The sequence below is a fragment of the Pseudomonas sp. NFR09 genome, from assembly GCF_900111535.1.
GTDB lineage: Bacteria > Pseudomonadota > Gammaproteobacteria > Pseudomonadales > Pseudomonadaceae > Aquipseudomonas > Aquipseudomonas extremorientalis.
In genome coordinates, this window is sequence record NZ_FOIH01000018.1 from 1 (window position 1) to 17,393 (window position 17,393).

Here is a 17,393-nt window from a genome sequence, read left to right on the forward strand (position 1 = left end):
CCACCACGCCTTCGAAGGCTTCATACAGCAGTTGGCTGGCCATCACCCCCATCATGACCTCGCCCAGCCCGGGTACGAACATCGACACGCCGGTCAACAGCAGCATGCCGATATTGAGCAGCGCCGCCAGTTTGCGCGAGCGCACCCTGGCATCCACGTCTGCGGTGGGCACGGCGTGGGCGCGGGCGTCGGCATACAGCTTGGCGCGGTGTTGCTCGTAGAGGTAGTTCCACAAGTCGAAGTCGTCCGGCCAGAAAAGGCCGGTGTGCACCGGCGGCGTGACGATCGGGTTCAGGAAGGGGTCTTGGTTGGGCACCTGCCTGGGCGCGGGGGGTGGAGGTAGAGTGTTGACTTTATTGAAGATGTAAAAGGGGTCGGTTGCTTGGCGTAGCTGATCCAGCAGAGGCGCAAAGGGGGCCAGCTCCTGGACGAAGGTGGTCTCTGGGGCGTTCTCGGTGAACTGGCTGAAATAGTCCGCGCGGTCGGCGTAGTTGACGAACTGGCTGAAGAACCGCTGATAAGCGGTGGGGCCTTCGCGCTCGGCGGGCGGGGTGTCCGGGGTGGTGAAGCGTTGCTTGAACAGCGGCGCGAGTTCCCCCAGGGAATAGCGCTTGAGCGGCGACTGCGGGTCGTTGGGGATGTACAGCAGCAACTCGCTCTCATCGCGGATCTGGGACGTACTGAAGAGAAACACCACAACGCCCGTGAGGCGGTGGTTCATCAGGCTCAAGTCGCGGAACCATACACGCTTGCCGTTCAGTAAAGGTTCGTGTTCACCGGCGACCACCGATAGCACCATGCGGTATTCGGCGTCGCTGATGTCTTTTTTCATCAGCGCTTGTTCGGCGGCCACGTGCAGGGCGGTCGTGTGGGCGACAGTGAATTTGTTGCGCAACACGGCCTGCGCCACCGCGTCCTCGGGCTCCAGGAACGCCTTGAGATAGGCCTGGTACTGCGTGCCAATATCCAGCGTGCGGCACAGGCGGGTGAATTGCTCCACGGTCAGCGTGGTGGTGACGGGGTCAAAGCCGGTTCCAGTCGCCGCCTGGACCACGAACCCCGAGGAGGCATGAAAGGCACCGGCTTCGCATTCCGCGGCTTCGAAATTGTGCAGGGCGGCTTGCAGCAGTGGCAGCTTGAGCGCCTCGAACCAGCCGGCGGTGACGTTGAAGACACCCATCGTCACGCTCTTTCTCAGGCGGATATAGGTTTTGTCGACGTCCAGCTCGACCTTGAACTGATCCTTGAGGGCCTTGACCAACAACGGCCGGGCGAAGGTGTCGATGTCCTGCAACTGGGACATGGCGTTGTCCAGCGTGCTCTGGGCCGTGAAGCCGGCGGTGATGCAGTCCATAAGCGACTGGCGTTGCGCCGCAGAGGCGTGCTGGTACCAGTCTGGCAGTGCGTCGGGCGCGGTCTTGAGTGCATCTAACTGTTGCGGCGTGGCTTTTTTCAGCCAGTCGGGGATGGCGCTCTCGAGGAAAGTGGTGTGCACACTCTCCGAGACGGCTGGGCGAATCTCGTCCATTGGGGGTAAAGCTGCCATGAGTCACTCCTTGGATTTGGGAGCGGACAGCACATCACCCGCGCAGGGACATGACGCGGTAGATAGGTATGCACAGGCAGATTAACTATCTACCGCCACCTGCAGGTGGGGAAGGCTCAGATTCAGTCTTCCTATGCTTCAGGAGCATCACCATGACCGACGAAACACGCCCAACCTCCGCTGCGACCCCTCTGCCGTCTTCCTCCGTGGGAGTGTCGTGCCAGAGTTTGATGCAGTCCCAGCCACTTTTGACCTCATTACTGCACTACACACGGCTTCGCGCTCGTATGCGTCAGCACCTCGGAATGTTTGTCGAGCAGATGCAAAGCACGGATCCGCTGGTCTACTCCCACGCCGATCCGAGGTATCAACTGTACTTCATGAAACACTGCGGCTTCTTGCCCGATGCACCGCGTCTGCAAGTGTTGGGGGGCGGGCAGGTGTACTTCGATGATCTGATTGCTTCGTCCACGCCGCCCATAAGGCTGCCCCTGAGTGAGCAGCAATTGGCGCGAGGCGAAGTGCTGGAAGAAGTGCTGCGCGTGTTGCAGCGCAGCGATCCAACCCTGCAGAAAATACCTGGGGAAGAGGGTGAGACGTTGGCGGTGCGCGCCGGCAAATTGCGCGAAACCCTGGGTCGCTATGCGGGTTGCTTCAGACGTGAGCGGATTGATGCGCTCATGCAGGCCCTCGCCAGGCAAGTCTGCCGGGACGTGCGCAGTGTGCTCGATGCCTGTCCCCATCTATCTGCGCCCATCGCTCAGCGGTTGGTAGCGACATTGAATCCCGAGCAATTACGGGCGTTTCGTAGCAGCGGTCTGTTGCCGCAGGTGCAGGCAGAACAGGCCAGGGTGTGCGAACGGTTCATCCGCGAATTCTGTCTCTATGAGGACCTGCAGTACGGTACACCGCCGGCCCTGGACAGCATGCGCTTGGGCTTGCGCTTGCTGGAGACACTGCCCGGCTGGGAACCGGGCACTCGCATTGAGCTCAAGCAGCAATTGGGGGGCGCTCCCGTGGATGCCATCGGGATCGAGACGGCTGAACCCGGCAGGATGCTGGAAGTGCCCGTCCAGGAGGATAGGCGGGATTTCTACACACTGGTCTGGGACGCATTGCGGCCCCAGGAACGCAGCCGCCTGCACTTGTCGAACCCAGAGCAATTGAGGGCTGCCGTGGAGGCGGCGGTGCTGCCTGAGACTCAGATGAACAGTCTACTGGAGAGCCCGCCCGTCGAGGATGTGACCCGCGACCTCTTCGAGTCGATCACCCTCGGCAGGGGGCGCACGAACGGACGGGGCGCGGAGCCTGGACAGCACACGCGTAACCGCGTTGACGGTCGGATAAATAGTTAACCCCGCTCCCTCCTGCGGGGGGGCTAGGATCCGGTGATCTTCAAGTCACACAGTAGTCATCCCATGTCCAAGTCCCTCGCAGTGGAACCCTCCGCATCGTCCGCACCCATCGATCAAGGCCAGCATTACACGCTGATCAAACAGGCCATCGCACCATGCCTTATCCAGGCCTCGCCTGAGCGTCGTCAGGCCCTCAAAGAGACTGCGCCGCAAATTCCCGACTGGTACGCCGCCGCCTCCCAGGTCCAGAAGGACCAGCTCAAGACCCTGATGGATGCGCGCTGCGATGCGCTCAACCAGTTGGAAAAGTCCATGGGCAAATTGCAGTCAGTGACTGCGTTTGCCCAGCCGTTGCTGGAGGCGGCCTTGAAAAAAGCGGGCTTCGAACTGGACGTCCATCAAACCTGGCTGCGGCTTTATTCACCGGTGGAAGATGCCTTCGGCCGGCCAACGGGCGGGTTCAAGAGCAAGTCCTTTTCGTTGTTGCAGGCGGCGTTGAACAACTTCGAAGCGCGGGAGGCCGAGAAGGGATTTTTCAACCAATCCTCAGGCTTTATCACCCCACCCGATGCGCGCGGCCAGTTCGAACGCCATGCCACTTCGTTGCAGATCGAAACCTTTGTGCAATTGTGCCGTGACCTGGACCTTGGCGCGCAGTACCAGGCCTACCTCAAGACCTTCCTGGAACCCCAGGACGCGGTCGCCGAGGGCTTGCTGCGCGAGCGCTACCTGACCCACCAGAAAGCCGCGTTCAAGGCGGCGGCCTACCTGGCCCTGGTCAAGGGTGATATCGACGCGAGCGATCATGCCTTGCTGATGCGTGTGCTGGCCGGTGAACAATCGATCATGCTGGGCGACAAGCAAGTGTGGTACCGCGTGCCGTGCATGATGAACCTGCGCATGAGCGATTGCCTGGTCATCGACCCCTGCGTCAAATATCGCTATTCCCAATGGGTGATCATCTACGTCCCGGACGACCCCGAGCATCCGATCAAGCGGTACGCGTCATTTGCCGACTTCAGCAACGCCGTGACAGCCCGTCTTACTGCCGGCACGCAGACCCATGGCGACCGCTCCGTAGAGTTACCGGTTACCGAATACCAGCGGTTCTACAGCCGGTTCATTGATTACCGGCATCGCCCCTACTACTTTCGCCGGCTTACCGAGCTGGTGGTGGATGCACCGCCAGGATCGTTCATCGAGGATTGGTTGCGGTCCGAATGGGGCCAGTACCTCACGTCACTGGTGACGCCGTCGTACCTGCAGAGTATTCCATCGATTTTCGGTGAGCCTCGGCAGCAGATACGGGTGCCGATCAGCGCGCCGGAATTCAATATCGGCGCGAATGCGATCAAGGGGCTGTGGGAGGAAGTGGACCTGTGGCCCCATCGCTACGAAAGCTTGCGCAAGCGCCTGTATGCCGATGCGCGGGCCCAGGCCGTGAGCACTGCCGACGCGGACGATGCTGAACGTGCGCGGCGTCTTGAGCATTATCTGAATACCGGCCTGTTTGCCGTGAACCTGCTGGGCATGGTGGTTCCGCCGCTGGGGGTGGCGATGTCCCTGGTCACGGCGGGGCAGTTGCTATACGAAGTGCTGGACGGTGTTATCGAGTGGGCACAGGGGGACCGCGAAGCCGGTTGGGCGCATATCACCGATGTGCTGGAAAACCTGGCCCTGCTGGCGGCCGGTGTGGGCGTGGCTCACTTGACCCTGTCGCCCTTCATCGAGCAGCTCAAGGCGGTGCAGTTGCCCAGCGGCAAGACCCGGCTGTGGAAGCCCGATCTGTCCATCTACGAGCATACTTCGCCGTTGCCCGCCGGTTCCGTCGCCGACGCACAGGGGCTGCACCAGGTCGACGGCAAACAGCTGCTGGAACTGGAGGGCAAGCGCTATGCGGTACGGCAAGACCCGCAGACCGAGCGTTTTCATATCGAGCACCCGTCACGGGACGATGCCTATTTGCCGCGCCTGACCGCCAATGGCGAGGGCGCCTGGAACCATGAACTTGAGCAACCCTTGAAGTGGCAAGGCGCTACCCTGATGCGCCGCCTGGGGCCGGTGATGGACGGTTTCAGTGACACCGAGCTGGAACAGATCCGCCACGCCAGTGGCGTGACGCAAGACCGCTTGCGTCGGGTGCATGTCGAAGGTGAGCCGGTGCCGGCGATCCTGCTGGATACCGTGCGCCAGTTCCGTGCCTATCGCGATGCGGGGACGGTGGCCGAGGAAATCGGCGCGGGCAAGCATTCCAGCGCATTGTGCAGCTTTCCAGCCTCACTGGCCGTGGACCTCACGGGTTGGCCGCAACAGCTGGCGATCGAAGCGTTTTCGGACACCGAGCCAGGCAGCCCGTCGGTGAAGTACGGCGCTCCCGGCGCTTCCACCCGCGACACCCTGCGGATCAGCCGTACAGAACTGATGAACGGCCAGTTACCCGCGCGGGTGATCGCTTTTCTCGATGAAGCCCAGATCCACACCTTGTTGCCTGGCTACACCCCCAGGACGCCGGAACTGCGCAGCGCGGCCCTGAAGACGCGCCTGCAAACCTTCGCGGTTACCCAGCGCGCGCGATTGATGCGCAGCCTCTACGCCGAGCAGCAGCCGCCCACGGACGCCGCAACCCAATTGATCAAGCGCCAGTTTGCGCGGGTCCCGACGCTCATGGTCCAGGAGTTGTTGGGAAGCGCTACTGCGCAGGAGAGAGCAGTGCTCGACACCCAGCAGCGTGTGCCGCTGCGGCTGGCGCAGCAGGCACACGAACTGCAGCAGAACATGCGCCTGACCCACGCCTACGAGGGCCTGTACCTGGAGGCGCTGGCGGATAAGGACACCGAAGCCCTGGTCGTCAATTCAGTGCCGAGGTTGGCGGGATGGAAGGACAACCTGCGCCTGGAAGTGCGTGAGGCAGAGCTGGACGGTGAGCTACGGGCCAGTTTCGGCCCGCAGCAGGCGACTGAACGCAAGGTGTTGGTGCGGGTTGGAGAGGGCCGTTACCAGGCACGCAATGTCCGCGATGAAACCCTGCATGAGCCCGACGACCTCTACTCAGCCATCCAGCACGCCTTGCCCGACGAGCACCGCCAGGCCATCGGCTTGCCGAACATCAAGCAAGGGCAGGAGCTGAAGGCCAGGATCATTGCCGCGGCGCTGCCCCGTGACCAGTTGCGCACGGTGCTTAAACTCCAGCAGCGGCGGTACCTCTTTTCACATCGGCCGTCACTGCGCCTGGCGAGCGGGAAATTGGGGTACCTGGCCAGCAACCACGGTCAGAATACGGTCTGGGGGCATATCATCGAGGAGCGCGTGCGCACCCTTTTCCCTGGGTTTACCTTCGAGCAAATAAACGCGTTCATCGACGACATGGGGTTGGAGTACCAATCCCGGCTCAAGGCCCTGGAGCTGGAGTACAAGACACTCGACAACACGTTGCAGAACTGGCAGCGCGAACACTTCAACCAGGTCACCGAGGAGCAGCGTCGTTCCGGGGCGTTCCAGCAACAACGGTTCGCCCGGCTGCGGATCGTCAAGGCCTTGCGCGAAGCCTGGCGCCGCACGGGCCCCGAGGATGTGGATATCAGCGGGTATGCCCATGGGCAAGTCCTCGACCTGTCCGGCGAAGACCTGCACGGCCAGCTTGAGCAACTGCCGCTGTTGACCGCCAATTTCGACCATGTTTCGGCCCTTGAGCTATCGGATGCGAAAATCTCGACCGACCCCAGCCCCTTCCTGCGTTATTTCAAGCGGCTGTGGCGGTTGGGCCTGGATGGCAACAAACTGAGGGTGCTGCCGGAGCCGATAGGTCAGATGCAGCGATTGACCGCACTGGACCTGTCCGATAATCGGATCGTCCTGGACACGAACGCCGTCAACCACTTGAGTGGGCTTACGGAGCTGAACTACCTGGGGCTGGAAAGCAATCCGCTTGGCCGCGCGCCCGACATCGGCCGCATGCCGGACCTGGGCATGCTGCTGCTCAGCAACAGCGGGCAGACCACCTGGCCCACGGGCTTGTTTGAGCAACCACGGGCGCGTTCGTTCGTGCTGGACCTGAGCGCCAATCGGTTGGACAGCGTTCCCCAGGTCGAACCTGGGTCAAGCCACGCAAACACCGTGGCACGTACCCGTATCAGCGTGGAACCGACGTTCATTTCTGCGCAGAATCTGGAGATCGTCAGGGGCTACCGACTGTCCGTCGGGCTGGAGCCGGACCGTACCTATCCGCTGCGGGGGGTGATGGACAGCATCCATTGGCGCAGCGGCCTGAGCGATGAGCAGTGGCAGGCCAAACAGGACACCTGGGACGCCCTGGAAAATGAGCACGGGTCCGAGCCGTTTTTCGATGAGTTGCGCAAACTGTCCGAATCGGCGGATGCACTTGAACAAGAGGGCGCGGCCAAAATCGATCTCACGCGCAAAGTGTGGAAAATGATCGAATCCGCGGCCGCCAACACAGCCTTGCGTGAAAAACTGTTTGCCATGGCCGCGGCGCCCACCACCTGTGTGGATGCCGGTGCCCAACTGTTCAATGCCATGGGCGTTGAAGTGCTGGTGGCGCGGGCGTACGACTCGCTTCTCCCGGACACGGTGGAGCGCGACTTGCTGGCTGTGGCGCGCGGCAAGTCACGCCTGGATGAACTGGGTCGGATCGCTCGTGCCCGGGTCGATGCGCTGCTGGCCGAAGGGCGCAAATACCCCGAGCGCGACGCCGATGGCGAACGCATCACCCATCGCGATGCGCAGGGCAATGCGATGCGCGACATCGACGAGGTAGAGGTCTACCTGATCTACGCGACCGAATTGGCGCCCCGGGACAAATTGCACTTGCCCTGGCAATCCGCTCGGATGATGTTCTCGGAGCCGGACGTGACCGCGGACATGATCGAACAGGCCCGCAAGCGAGTGCTCGCCCTTGAGGAAGGTAACCTGTTGCGGCAATCGATCAGTGAGCAGCCGTTCTGGCTGGATTATCTCCGGCAGGCCCACACAGAGCCCTTCAGGACGCTGCAAGGCAAGGCAGAGGCCTGGCTGGATCTGCGCGATGCCCAGCAAGCCTGGCTCGACGCCGCTGATCCGGTGCAAAAGGACCGTTGGCGCAGCGAGGTACTGCGGCTGGCGGAACACCTGGGCAAGCCGGCCGCCGAGGTGCCGCCGGGGGCACTGATGACCCAGGCGCAGCTCGACGCCGAAATGGAGAAACTGGCGGCGCAAGACCGGGCCCAAGTGGAAAAGCTCACCGACGAAGCGTTACAGCGCGCCAAGTTGGACAGCATCGAAGACTTGTACCAGGACTTGTAACCGGACGCAGGCCGTACACCTCAGAACAGGAAGTAACGCTGGGCCATCGGCAGCACATCCGCCGGTTCGCACCATAACAGCACGCCGTCGGCCTTGACCTGGTAGGTCTGGGGATCGACGTCGATGTCGGGCAGGTAATCGTTGTGGATCAAGTCGGTTTTCTGCACGTCGCGACAACCCTTGACCACGGCGATCTGCTTTTTCAGGCCCAGGGCCTCGGGCAGCCCGGCGTCACGGGCCGCCTGGCTGATGAAGGTCAGGCTGGTGGCGTGCAAGGCGCTGCCAAAGCTGGCGAACATCGGCCGGTAGTGCACCGGTTGCGGCGTGGGGATCGAGGCGTTGGCGTCGCCCATGAGGCTGGCGGCAATCGCGCCGCCCTTGAGGATCAGCGTCGGCTTGACCCCGAAGAACGCCGGGCGCCACAGCACCAGGTCGGCCCACTTGCCCACTTCGATGGAGCCGACGATATGGCTGACGCCATGGGTAATCGCCGGGTTGATGGTGTACTTGGCGATGTAGCGCTTGATTCGGAAGTTGTCGTTGCCTGCACCGTCGCCCGGCAGCGGGCCGCGCTGTCTTTTCATTTTGTCGGCGGTCTGCCAGGTGCGTGTGATGACTTCGCCGACGCGGCCCATGGCCTGGCTGTCGGAGCTGATCATGGAAAATGCGCCAAGGTCATGCAGGATATCTTCGGCGGCGATGGTCTCGCGGCGGATACGGCTTTCGGCGAAGGCGACGTCTTCTGCGATGCTCGGGTCGAGGTGATGGCAGACCATCAGCATGTCCAGGTGTTCGTCGATGGTGTTGCGGGTGAAGGGCCGTGTCGGGTTGGTGGAGCTGGGCAGCACATTCGCAAAGCCGCAGGCCTTGATGATGTCCGGCGCGTGGCCGCCACCGGCGCCTTCGGTGTGGTAGGTGTGGATGGTGCGGCCCTTGAGCGCGGCGAGGGTGGTTTCGACAAAGCCGGACTCGTTGAGGGTGTCGCTGTGGATCGCCACTTGTACGTCGTACTCGTCGGCCACGCTCAGGCAGTTGTCGATGCTGGCGGGGGTGGTGCCCCAGTCTTCGTGCAGCTTCAAGCCGATGGCGCCGGCCTTGACCTGCTCGATCAATGGCTCGGGCAGGCTGGCGTTGCCTTTGCCGGTGAAGCCGATATTCATCGGGAATGAGTCGCTGGCCTGGAGCATGCGCGCCAGGTGCCACGGGCCAGAGGTGCAGGTAGTGGCATTGGTACCGGTGGCGGGGCCTGTGCCGCCGCCGATCAGGGTGGTGACGCCGCTGTTCAGGGCCTCTTCGATCTGCTGCGGGCAGATGAAGTGCACATGGCTGTCGATGCCGCCGGCGGTGAGGATCATGCCTTCACCGGCGATCACTTCGGTACTGGCGCCGATGGCCATGGTCACGCCGGGCTGGATATCCGGGTTGCCGGCCTTGCCGATGGCGTGGATGCGGCCATTTTTCAAGCCCACGTCAGCCTTGACGATGCCCCAGTGATCGATGATCAAGGCATTGGTGATCAGGGTGTCGACCACTTCATGGGCGAGCAACTGGCTTTGGCCCTGGCCATCGCGGATCACTTTACCGCCACCGAATTTCACTTCTTCGCCGTAGACGGTGAAGTCCTGTTCGACCTCGACGAACAGCTCGGTGTCGGCCAGGCGGACCTTGTCACCGACGGTGGGGCCGTACATGTCGGCGTAGGCTTGGCGGCTGATTTTCATGTGGTTGCCCTGAAGATATGTGTTGAATGTGAGATCGCTATCGGGGGCAAGCCCCCTCCCACCTTGATGTGTGAACACGGTCAAAATGTGGGAGGGGGCTTGCCCCCGATAAGGCCCTAAAGATCACCCATGATCCGACCTGCAAAGCCGAATACCCGCCTGCCACCACTCAAATCCACCAACTCGACCTCGCGACTCTGTCCCGGCTCGAACCGCACCGCCGTGCCCGCCGGAATATTCAGGCGCATGCCACGACTCGCCGCCCGGTCAAACGTCAGTGCGTCATTGGTCTCGAAGAAATGGTAGTGCGAGCCCACCTGAATCGGCCGGTCGCCACTGTTGGCCACGCTTAGAGTGACGGTGCGCCGGCCCACGTTGAGTTCGATGTCGCCAGGCTGGATCCGGTATTCGCCAGGAATCATGCAGGTTGCCCCAGTTTCTTGAAGTAAATGGCGGTCGGGCTGTAGCGCCCGTCCGGGCTTTGGCAGTAGTCGGGCAGTTCACCGAGCCTGGTGTAGCGCAGCGACTGGTAGAAGGCTTCGGCCGGTGAACCGGCTTCGGTGTCCAGGTACAGCAGGCCGCGCTGGTGCTGGCGTGCGGCGAGCTCCAGGGTGTGCATCAGTTGCTGGCCCAGGCCATGACGCCGCGCGCTGCTGTGTACCAGCAACTTTTGCACTTCGGCGCGGTTGAGGCCGTTGGCTTTTTGGCACAAGGCCAATTGCACACTGGCGATCACCTGTTCGTCGCGTACCACGACCCAGAGCAACAGGCTGGCGTCTTCAATACTCGCCTGCACATTGCTCAGGTAAGCACGCGCCTGGGCCTCATCGAAGTCCGCCATGAAGCCGACCGATGCGCCGTGCCTGACGGCATCCAGCAACAACTCGATCAAGCCCGGGCGGTAATGGGCAAAACTTTCTGCATTGACTCGACGCAGGTGCGTGGCGTTCATCGTTTTCACTCCTGGGGCGGTTCGGCGCCCGGGTTCAAGGCCAGTTGCATGAAGGTCAGGTCCAGCCAACGGCCGAACTTGATGCCTACCTGCGGCATTTGCCCGGTGGTCACGAAGCCCAATCGTTCATGCAGGCGCACGGAAGCCAGGTTGCCGCTTTCGATGGCGGCGACCATCACGTATTTACCGCCTTCCCGCGCACGTTCGATAAGCGCTTGCATCAGGCGTGGGCCGAGGCCTTTGCCACGCTGGTCGTGACGCACATACACCGAGTGCTCGACGCTGTAGCGGAAACCTTCGAAAGGGCGCCAGTCGCCGAACGAGGCATAACCGGTGACTTCATCGTTTTCCAGCGAGACCAGGATCGGGTATCCCTGGGCATGCCGCGCACTGAACCAGGCCTGGCGATTGCCCAGGTCCACCGGCTGTTCGTTCCAGATCGCTGTGGTGTTGAGTACCGCATCGTTGTAGATATCGCGGATCGCCGGCAAGTCGTCTTGGGTCGCATCACGAATCATGACCAGGCCTCACGCGATGGGTTGGTGGACGGTGACCAGTTTGGTGCCGTCGGGAAAGGTGGCTTCCACCTGGATGTCCGGAATCATTTCCGGGATGCCTTCCATCACCTGTTCGCGGCTGAGCAACGTGGTGCCGTAGTGCATCAGGTCGGCCACGGTGCGGCCGTCGCGGGCGCCTTCCATCAGCGCGGCGGAGATGTAGGCGATGGTTTCCGGGTAGTTGAGCTTCACTCCGCGCGCCAGCCGGCGCTCGGCCACCAGGCCTGCGGTGAAGATCAGCAGTTTGTCTTTTTCCCGTGGGGTCAGGTCCATGGTTCAGGTACTCCAGATTCGTGGTGAAACGGCTTCCCGGCCGAGCACCGCCGGGCGCAACAAGCGCCATAAATCGATCAGCCATGCCCGCGCCAGCAGTGCTTCACTGGCCAGGCAACGGGCGACCAGCAAGCCGGGCAATTGGGTCAGGTCGCCGCGTACTGCATGGGGCAGGGTGCGGCAGTGTTCCAGTAAGTCTGTGTCGATTTCACCGGTGAGCAGCAGCGTCGCGAACACCGGCTGGCCATCCAGCCCGATGGGCGACTCCAGCAAGCCGTCGGCGCCCACAATGCGCTGGCGTTCATGCCAGAGCAACCGGCCGTCGCGGCGGATATCCAGATGAGACTGGAAATGCCCCAGATCGAAGCGCTCGCCACTGGCCGGGCGACCCAGGGCGACCACGTCCCAGTAAAACAGACGGGCATCGCCCTGCAGGTCGATGCGCGTGGTGAGCTCGGCCTGGGCCGCACTGAACACGATGGTTTCCTGGGGCAGCCATTCCAGGGTGGCGCCGGCTTGCACGGTGAGTTTCAGTTGCTGATAGGCAGGGCCGCTGGCGCGATACCACTTGGCCGCGCCGGGGCTGGTCAATTGCGCCCAGGCGCCTTCGGCGACATGCGCGCGGATATCCAGGCGGTCACCGCCGGCAATCCCGCCGGGCGGGTGCACGATGATGTGCTGGCACACTTCGGGGCCCTCGGCGTACAGGTGCTTCTGCACCCGCAGCGGGCCCAGGTGGCGACGCATCACCGGGCGGGTGGTGTCACCGATACGGGCGTAGCCGAGTTCCAGCTCGGCATGCCAGCTGGGGGTGAACAGGGCGGTGGAGGCGGGCAGGTTCATGGTGAATGCAGGTGGTCTTTTTTTAGGCCGTGCCTGGGTAAAGCAAAGGACGTGCCGGGGGCAAGCCCAACGTCACGGTGGGCAGGCGCAGTGAAGTGCGCCGTATTGGTGCGCCATGGTCGAGCGCGGCCCGCTCGCTGAGCCGTTATGGTGCGCGCACATTAGTTATCTAACGCCTGCTCTCTGCGCCCCTCGCCAAGATGGTGGCACTGTAAGGGTGGTGGTCCACCCTTTTATCAAGGAGTGAACTGCATGACCTATTCCGCCCAGACCCTGTTGCACCGCCTGAGCCCATCTTTTGGCGCGTTGAATGATGCCGCACGTTACGCGGCGGCGCAGATCGACAGGACCAAGGGCCGATCCTGCGGCGGGTATATCTTTACCGACGCGCAGGGCTACTGTCGCGCTTCGTACCCTCAAGAAGGGCGGTTGGAGGATTTTCTGTTCAGCGATGTCGAGACCATGGTCCCGGCCTTCGTTCAGATGCGAAACCATGGCTATCAATACGAGGCGTACTACTTCTGTGATATCGACCGTCATGCCCAGATCAGCCGCCTGCGCCCGGGCTGGTCGGCCTCCCGCATTACCCTCACGCAAAGTGTCCCCTGCTTCGAGGCCGTATTGGCGACCAGCTTTTTAAGGGTGTTCTACACCGTTTGGCCGCAAGGCTCCCTGGTCAGGTTCGTGCTCAATGAGGGGCCGATGCCACAGGACTTTGTCCTGCGCATGCGGGCTCGGCTGAAGGGGCAGGCGACACCGGCGCTACCCTTGGACAGCGAGCCGGTCGAAGCCTACATCCAGGAATTGCTGGCGGTCGGCCAAGTGTCGGTGGTCGTCAGCTCGCCGGTCTGGGCGGGGTGGCGTGCAGACCTGTCCAGCCAGTGGCGTGCCTACTTGCCCAATCCGAACCCCATTGTCCAAGAGCCTTACCTGGGGCCGATCCTGGACGACCCCGAAAAGGTCATGGCGCTGGTCCATGAGCAACTGCTGCGTAATCCCGACGCGCAGCAAGTCGGATTCATCCTCAAGCACCGCAGCCGCCAGGCATTCATGGCGACCGAGCCGGTAGTGGTGGCTCAGGTGCAGTTCGATCCAGCGGTTGTGTTTCGGTCGGACAACGACGGCAATTTCTTTATCCCGCATATCTGGACACTTGTGGGCGCCTATACATTGTGTGCCGATGTGCCCGCGCCGCCGAAGGTCAGGCAACCGTGGTTGTATGAGCGCTTTATCCAACCGCTGCCGTTGGCCCATGCTATCAATTTGTCCAGGGTGGTCACCGGCGGGCCCGGGTTCGGGTTTTATCTGAGCACTTATGACGGTGCGCAACTCAAGTTGCTGTTCGCCAATGCCCAGGCGCAGTCGCCATTTTTCAATCCAACACCGACGTCGCAGCGCGGCATCGACAACAACCTGAATGCGGGGTTGGTGGCGGGCGTTATGACGCCCCTGGAGTTTGTACGGAAAGTGGCTGCAGCCAGCGAGCTGACGGTGCTGCGCACCAGCCTGTTGTGGGACGTTCCCGGACGCGTCGGTGCGCAGTGGAAACCCTATGCCCGTCATGCCCTGACCTTTGGTCCGGCGTTCGTGATGGCTGATGATGCCGCGCGCTACGCCCACGAGCAAATCGGCAGCCGGCGCGATCACAGCTACATCGGCCTGATTCTGCAGCGTGATGATCACCGCTTCGTCGCGACCGAGCCGTTGGCAAACCCAGGCGGGCGTTTCGACTTGAGCCAGGTCTACCCGCTGGACCGCCATGGCCAGCTCATCTTGCTGCCGAAGGGGCATCGTGTACGGGGTATCTATAGCTCGCGCAGACGCGCCGAGAACGGCGCTTTCAAGTGGTCTGAAGAGGAAGCGGCAATCGCGGGCCAGATGTTTACGGACACGGATTTGCATGCTGTGTTCGGCCTGCAACAGGACGTCCCGCTGGCCTACCTGTCGGGCTCGGCGGACAGCCTGCTGTGCTATGAGCCGTTTGCGCCGGGCATGGCCCATGACCTGCGTGCCCGCGTCGCCCCTGGCCCCGGTGGCAGTGAAGTGCAGCACCAATTGCAGGACGGCACGTTGCAGCCTGGCGACCTGGTGCGCGAAACGGTCTTGGGCGGGTTGCTGCGGGTGGTGGTGGGCAGCCGGGTCTGGGGGCCTGCGGGCAAGGTGGAGAGCGACTGGTCCGGGCCGTTCGAACCCGATGAGTACCGGGTTGCCTCACCACCGGAACTGGGCCCCGTATTTGCCACTGCCGCCCAGGCCGTGGAGCACGCCTGTGCCCGTGGGCGCACGCGCTACGCCATCGGCGCGAGTGGCCTGGGGTTGGTGATCAAGCATGTGACGCTGGATGAGTTCGCAGCCACTCCCGTCCTGCCGGGGCACTTGCTGGATCGCCTCTATCACGCTGCAGAGTTCGGCGCCCCGGTCCTGATCGATGAGTTTCGAGTGTATGCCGTGTACTACGCCTGCCAGCGCATGGCCCGCGCACTGGTGGGGCAGGAGGCCTGGCTGGCCCGCCATTTCATCGATGCGCAGGCGCTGTATCAGGCCCTCTACGATGAGCGTGGCGTGAGGCGTGGAGGGCTGATGTCACCGTTGCCGCTGTACTGTTCGCCACTCGATGGCGCACTGCTGGAGTTCCACACCCGGCAAGATCCGTTTCCCCTGTTTGTCGACGACTCCGGCCAGGTCGATCCGCAGGTGCTGCCGGCCAAGCTGGCGCTGACATTGACGCCACGCAGCTATGTCCGCCAAATGGCGGCAAGTGGTCAATTGTCTGTGCGGGTGCCCAGTGAATGCTGGGACGTGCCAGGGCGGGTCGGAGCCGACTGGCTGGCGTTCGCGCACATCAGCCGTCGCCTGTTGGGCCCGGTATTCAGCAACGCGGATGACGCCGCGCGTTATGCCCTGGAGCGCCTGGGCGCGCGGCGCGACCGAGTGTACGGCGGGCTGATCCTGCGGCGTACCGACGGCTTGTTCACTGCCACCGAGCCGTTGCCGGTGCAGGTCGAAGACTTCGCGCCGGGTTGGATTCGCCTTGATGAACTGGTGACGCAGGCTATGTTTCTGCACGCCAGTACCTGTGTGGCGCGTTACCACTCGCGGGTGGCGGGTGAGGTGCCCTTTGCGCTTCCCGAGCAGGAGCGCGCGGTGTACTGGAACATGTTTTCCACGGCGTTCCTGGCGGCGATACTCAGCCCTTCGACGGTGCCGCCCAGGCATTCGGTCGGGCCTGAATACCTGTTGTGCGACGACGATGCGCTGTTGTGCTACACGCCCAGCCACAGCGCGCTTGAACAGAGCCTGGAGCATAAAGTGTCGGTGCGCGGCCGCGACAAGGATCACCCCGAACGCAACGACATCGAACGCAGCTTTCGCGACGGCACCCTGACCCCCAGCGAGTTCGTCAATCGCGTTGCCCGTGCGGGTGAGCTGCGGGTTGTCCAGGGCAGTGCACTGTGGGGGGCCGCGCGCACGCTCACGCACTGGGTACCCGGTGCTGTCTCGGCCATGACGGGGCCTGTCGCGGCGGACACGGGGCTGACGCCGGTGTTTGCGCAACGCATTGACCTGCAGGCTTATCTGCACCGCCTGGCTGGCGCGCGTGAGCGTCTGCAGTTCGGCCTGCTGTTGAAGGCCAGGCATGTCGAGCGGTATGTGGCCAGTGTCCCGCTGCCCGGTGACAGTGGGGCATTGAGCCTGGACCGAGTGATGCTCGACGGCCTTGCGCCCCAGGGCTTCGAGCTGCTGGGGCTCTACCTGTGCCCGCCGGCAAGGGCGGACATTCTGGAGCACGACCCGTTGTACAGCCGTTTCGTGTCGCCCCAGGACCTGGCGCGCGCCTGGGGCGTGCGAACGCCGACCCATCATGCCTATTTGCCGATCTATGTGGGGTGTGTGGACGGCGCCTGGCTCAAACTGAACCCCACCAGCGCCACGCCGTTCGCCGCGGGCATGCCTTCGACCGAGATCTGGCGGCAACTTAAGGCCGGACGCTTGCAGGCCTTGGCGTATGTGCGTCAGTTAGCCGGTGCCCTGGAGATTCAGGTGGAGCAGGTCAGCACCACGTGGAGCGTGCGCGGCAAGGTCGACGCCGACTGGGTTGCCGGCACCAAGGCCGCAGACTCGCGGCAAAACCGCCCATTACTGTTCGGCCCGCTGTTTTCACACCCGGACGACGCTGCCCGCGCGACCGCCCACCGCATGGGGACATTCCAAAAGGAGCAAGGGCTGGGGGCGATTCTGGTGGATGCTGCGCGGGCTTCGTTCATTGCGGCCGAACCCCTTGAGGACCACGGTATCGAGTCATCGGTGCCGCAACGCCTGTTTCTGTATGAAAGCACGTTGCTGTTTCCCGACCCGCCGACACCGGACTATCCCAAGGGGTACCAACTGCAGGCTTGCCATCTTTTCTACAAGACAATGGGCGAGGGCTCCGGCAATGAAGACCTCGCGGCTCATTTCGTCAGTCGGGACGAGTTGGGGTTTTATCGCAACCTGTTGAAAGTGGGCGGCGTCCAGGGCGCCTTCTGCTACCTGACCACGCGTCAAGGTGCTTTGCTCAAGTACCAACCCAGGTTTACCCCGCGGGAGGAGGAGCTGTTCACTGGCCAGTTGTTTTTCGGCCCTGTCGATTACCAGCCGACTGAATGGCTGTCGCGCCTTGCCACCGATGGGCACCTGTACGTGCTGGAGCCGGATGACTACTGGACACTCAGCGGCTTGTTGCATGTGGATTGGTCGGTGCGCGACGGCCAGCAACAACCGCACATGGAGGTGCAGCCCCAGCGCCCGGCCAAGGACGAATTCTGACGCCTTGGCGCACCACACATAGTTAAGACCCTGCGGGAAGAA

At 62.8% G+C, this 17,393-nt stretch carries 10 protein-coding genes; 3 read left to right on the forward strand and 7 right to left on the reverse strand.

Annotated features, from left to right (window positions below; all coding sequences use genetic code 11):
- Positions 1-1,546: dermonecrotic toxin domain-containing protein (locus BMX59_RS29370; protein ID WP_371914396.1), on the reverse strand; the 1,546-nt coding region annotated here is incomplete at its 3' end.
- 152 nt (positions 1,547-1,698) lie between these two features.
- Between BMX59_RS29370 and BMX59_RS29375 the strand changes: the two genes are divergently transcribed.
- Both BMX59_RS29375 and BMX59_RS29380 read left to right on the forward strand, forming a co-directional pair.
- The gene (locus tag BMX59_RS29375) at positions 1,699-2,901 is read left to right on the forward strand and encodes a hypothetical protein (protein ID WP_092249862.1); all 1,203 of its coding nucleotides are present in this window, start codon (positions 1,699-1,701) and stop codon (positions 2,899-2,901) included.
- Between the two features lie 63 nt (positions 2,902-2,964).
- Positions 2,965-8,199, forward strand: a complete 5,235-nt coding sequence (locus BMX59_RS29380) for an NEL-type E3 ubiquitin ligase domain-containing protein (protein WP_093128422.1) — start codon at positions 2,965-2,967, stop codon at positions 8,197-8,199.
- 20 nt (positions 8,200-8,219) lie between these two features.
- Here the strand turns inward: BMX59_RS29380 and ureC are convergent, their stop codons facing one another.
- From ureC to BMX59_RS29410, 6 genes are all read right to left on the reverse strand, one after another.
- Positions 8,220-9,920, reverse strand: a complete 1,701-nt coding sequence (gene ureC, locus BMX59_RS29385; protein WP_071491633.1) for an urease subunit alpha — start codon at positions 9,918-9,920, stop codon at positions 8,220-8,222.
- 116 nt (positions 9,921-10,036) lie between these two features.
- Positions 10,037-10,342, reverse strand: a complete 306-nt coding sequence (locus BMX59_RS29390; protein WP_058423547.1) for an urease subunit beta — start codon at positions 10,340-10,342, stop codon at positions 10,037-10,039.
- Complete coding sequence (locus BMX59_RS29395; RefSeq protein ID WP_093128424.1) at positions 10,339-10,872, reverse strand: GNAT family N-acetyltransferase; 534 nt, start codon at positions 10,870-10,872, stop codon at positions 10,339-10,341. The genes BMX59_RS29390 and BMX59_RS29395 overlap by 4 nt, the downstream gene beginning before the upstream one ends.
- A gap of 5 nt (positions 10,873-10,877) precedes the next feature.
- Positions 10,878-11,390, reverse strand: coding sequence for a GNAT family N-acetyltransferase (locus BMX59_RS29400; protein ID WP_092249871.1), 513 nt, complete (start codon positions 11,388-11,390; stop codon positions 10,878-10,880).
- 9 nt (positions 11,391-11,399) lie between these two features.
- A complete protein-coding gene (gene ureA / locus BMX59_RS29405; protein ID WP_003171437.1) occupies positions 11,400-11,702 on the reverse strand; it encodes an urease subunit gamma in 303 nt (100 codons plus the stop codon).
- A gap of 3 nt (positions 11,703-11,705) precedes the next feature.
- On the reverse strand, positions 11,706-12,545 hold the full coding sequence (locus BMX59_RS29410; RefSeq protein WP_093128426.1) for an urease accessory protein UreD: 840 nt from the start codon (positions 12,543-12,545) through the stop codon (positions 11,706-11,708).
- 252 nt (positions 12,546-12,797) lie between these two features.
- On the opposite strand from BMX59_RS29410, the gene BMX59_RS29415 reads away from it, so the two are divergent.
- Positions 12,798-17,351 carry a hypothetical protein gene (locus tag BMX59_RS29415; protein ID WP_093128428.1) on the forward strand — a complete coding sequence of 1,518 codons (4,554 nt, stop codon included), beginning with the start codon at positions 12,798-12,800 and terminating at the stop codon, positions 17,349-17,351.
- The last annotated feature ends 42 nt before the right edge of the window (positions 17,352-17,393 follow it).

Excerpts from the sequence above, each read along its gene's own strand:
- BMX59_RS29375 (WP_092249862.1), top strand. The coding sequence starts at position 1,699 with ATGACCGACGAAACACGCCCAACCTCCGCTGCGACCCCTCTGCCGTCT.
- ureC (WP_071491633.1), bottom strand. The coding sequence starts at position 9,920 with ATGAAAATCAGCCGCCAAGCCTACGCCGACATGTACGGCCCCACCGTC.
- BMX59_RS29415 (WP_093128428.1), top strand. The coding sequence starts at position 12,798 with ATGACCTATTCCGCCCAGACCCTGTTGCACCGCCTGAGCCCATCTTTT.
- BMX59_RS29395 (WP_093128424.1), bottom strand. The coding sequence starts at position 10,872 with ATGAACGCCACGCACCTGCGTCGAGTCAATGCAGAAAGTTTTGCCCAT.
- BMX59_RS29400 (WP_092249871.1), bottom strand. The coding sequence starts at position 11,390 with ATGATTCGTGATGCGACCCAAGACGACTTGCCGGCGATCCGCGATATC.
- BMX59_RS29410 (WP_093128426.1), bottom strand. The coding sequence starts at position 12,545 with ATGAACCTGCCCGCCTCCACCGCCCTGTTCACCCCCAGCTGGCATGCC.
- BMX59_RS29390 (WP_058423547.1), bottom strand. The coding sequence starts at position 10,342 with ATGATTCCTGGCGAATACCGGATCCAGCCTGGCGACATCGAACTCAAC.
- BMX59_RS29380 (WP_093128422.1), top strand. The coding sequence starts at position 2,965 with ATGTCCAAGTCCCTCGCAGTGGAACCCTCCGCATCGTCCGCACCCATC.
- ureA (WP_003171437.1), bottom strand. The coding sequence starts at position 11,702 with ATGGACCTGACCCCACGGGAAAAAGACAAACTGCTGATCTTCACCGCA.